This window comes from Arthrobacter sp. 05L417 (assembly GCF_056397865.1).
In genome coordinates, this window is sequence record NZ_JBFTOG010000077.1 from 1 (window position 1) to 2,278 (window position 2,278).

Annotated in this window: 1 protein-coding gene and 1 pseudogene; both read right to left on the reverse strand. The window is 62.8% G+C overall.

Annotation, left to right across the window (positions count from 1 at the left end):
• Window positions 1-270: 270 nt before the first annotated feature.
• Entirely contained in the window at window positions 271-1,923 is a 1,653-nt protein-coding gene (gene aceB, locus AC1DJW_RS26320; RefSeq protein ID WP_476902928.1) for a malate synthase A, read from the reverse strand.
• A 196-nt stretch (window positions 1,924-2,119) separates the two neighbouring features.
• Window positions 2,120-2,278 (reverse strand): annotated as a pseudogene (locus AC1DJW_RS26325) (isocitrate lyase); the annotation flags it as partial.

Sequence of the window (2,278 nt, forward strand, 5' to 3'; positions counted from 1 at the left end):
GATCGCCGATTTCCTCCAGACCTTCGGCCCACTCTTCTACGTCCGCCACACAAATATCATCACTCACCACCAACGATTAACAGGCCCCAAGCGGAAAGTCCGATTAAACCGCCGACGCAGCCAAGACTAAACGCGACTGTAGTACTAGGTGGCTCAAATACACCACTGGAAGATGATGGGCTGTCGCCAGGCTGCCTCTCCCAGCTTTCGGGGTACTCGTCGCGAAGAGTGGCGGCAGCCCGGCGACGGGGTCTATGGATTGAGAGACACTCAGGCGGTTGCCAGTTCCTCCTCTACCGTCTTCTCATCGTGCTCCGTCAGGTAGCGGGCGTAGGCGGGCAGTGTGAGGAAGGTGGGGAAGTCACGGCCTAAGGCGACTTCTCTGAAAATGTCGTGGGCGTCCTCGAACCGGTCGCCGTCAAAGCGTTCCAGCCGGGCGAATTCCTCGTCCAGGAGCTCCTCCACCCACTCGTGGCTGACGATCTCGCCCTCGTCGGTGATGGCCCTGGCGTTGATCCACTGCCAAATCTGGGAGCGGGAGATTTCGGCGGTGGCGGCGTCCTCCATGAGGTTGTGGATGGCCACCGCGCCGTTGCCGCGCAGCCAGGATTCGATGTAGCGGATGCCTACCTCGATGTTGTTCCTAATGCCCTGTTCGGTGATGGTGACGTGCAGTGAAGCGATGTTGATCAGCGCGCGGTCATCCGGGGTGACGTCCTCGCGGAGCCGGTCCAGCTGGTTGGGCTTGGTGCCCAGGACGCCGTCGAACACCTCGCGGCAGACGGGCACCAGGTCGGGGTGGGCCACCCAGGAGCCGTCGAAGCCGTCGTTGGCCTCGCGGGTCTTGTCCGCGCGGACCTTCTCGAAGGCGTTGGTGTTGGCTTCCGGGTCCTTGCGGTTGGGCACTGCTGCTGCCATGCCGCCGATGGCCATAGCGCCGCGCTTGTGGCAGGCACGGACCAGCTGTTCGGTATAGGCGCGCATGAACGGGGCGGTCATGGTCACCTGGGCCCGGTCAGGCAGGACGAACCGGGGTCCGCGGGTGCGGAAGTTCTTGATCAGAGAGAAGATGTAGTCCCAGCGGCCGGCGTTCAGGCCTGAGGCGTGGTCGCGCAGTTCGTAGAGGATTTCCTCCATTTCGAAGGCGGCGGTGATGGTTTCGATCAGCACGGTGGCGCGGATGGTGCCTTGCGGGATGCCAAGCAGGTCCTGGGCGAGGATGAAGATGTCGTTCCAGAGCCGGGCTTCGAGGTGGTTCTCGATCTTGGGCAGGTAGAAGTAGGGGCCCTTGCCCTGGGCCAGGAGACGCCGGGCGTTGTGGAAGAAGAACAGGCCGAAGTCCACGATGCCGCCGGCGATGGGCTGGCCGTCGATGAGCATGTGCTTCTCGGGCAGGTGCCAGCCGCGGGGGCGGACCACGATGGTGGGCAGGTCGCCGGCCGGGCGGAGCTTGTACTCCTTGCCTTCTTCGGTGGTGAAGTCGATCCGGCGTTCGAGCGCATCAGTGAGGTTCAGCTGGCCTTGGATGACGTTGCGCCAGGTGGGGGTGGAGGAGTCTTCCATGTCCGCCAGCCATACCTTGGCGCCGGAGTTCAGGGCGTTGATGGTCATTTTCTTGTCCACCGGGCCGGTGATTTCCACTCGGCGGTCTTCCAGGCCCGGGGCCGGGGGAGCGACGCGCCAGAACGGATCATTGCGGATGTGCGCAGTCTCCCGAAGAAATCGCGGGTCCTGGCCCTTCCGGATCTCAGTTCGGCGGTCCTGCCTGAACTTGAGCAGCTCTTTACGCCGACCCTCCGTTGCCCAGTGAAGCGTTGCGATGAATTCCACCGCTTCCGGTGTGAGGACCTCGTCTTGGCGAGCTACAGGTGTAGCGGTGAACGTAATCCCGCTGGTTGTTGGGCTGTCAGTGAAGCTGTTCATTGGTATTGCTCCTAAAGCAAGAAGATACTTGACGGCATTCAGGGGCGTATTAGACCGTCGGCATGGCCTCACCCTGCTGCACAGGTCACCCGCGAGTCCGGCCTCGGCATCGTTGTTGAGCCGGGGCCGGACTTGGGATAGCAGGCAGGCGGGGTCAGGGGCTACGACCGACAGATGTCCCTCGCCGTCGAGAGTTTTAGTGGAATTGGCCTTCTTCGGTGGATCCCACCAGGGCCAGGGTGGATGCGTTCGGGTTGAGCGCAGTTGCGATGTCGTCGAAGTAGCCGGTGCCGACTTCGCGCTGGTGCTTGGTTGCGGTGTAGCCGCGGGACTCGGAGGCGAATTCCTTTTCCTG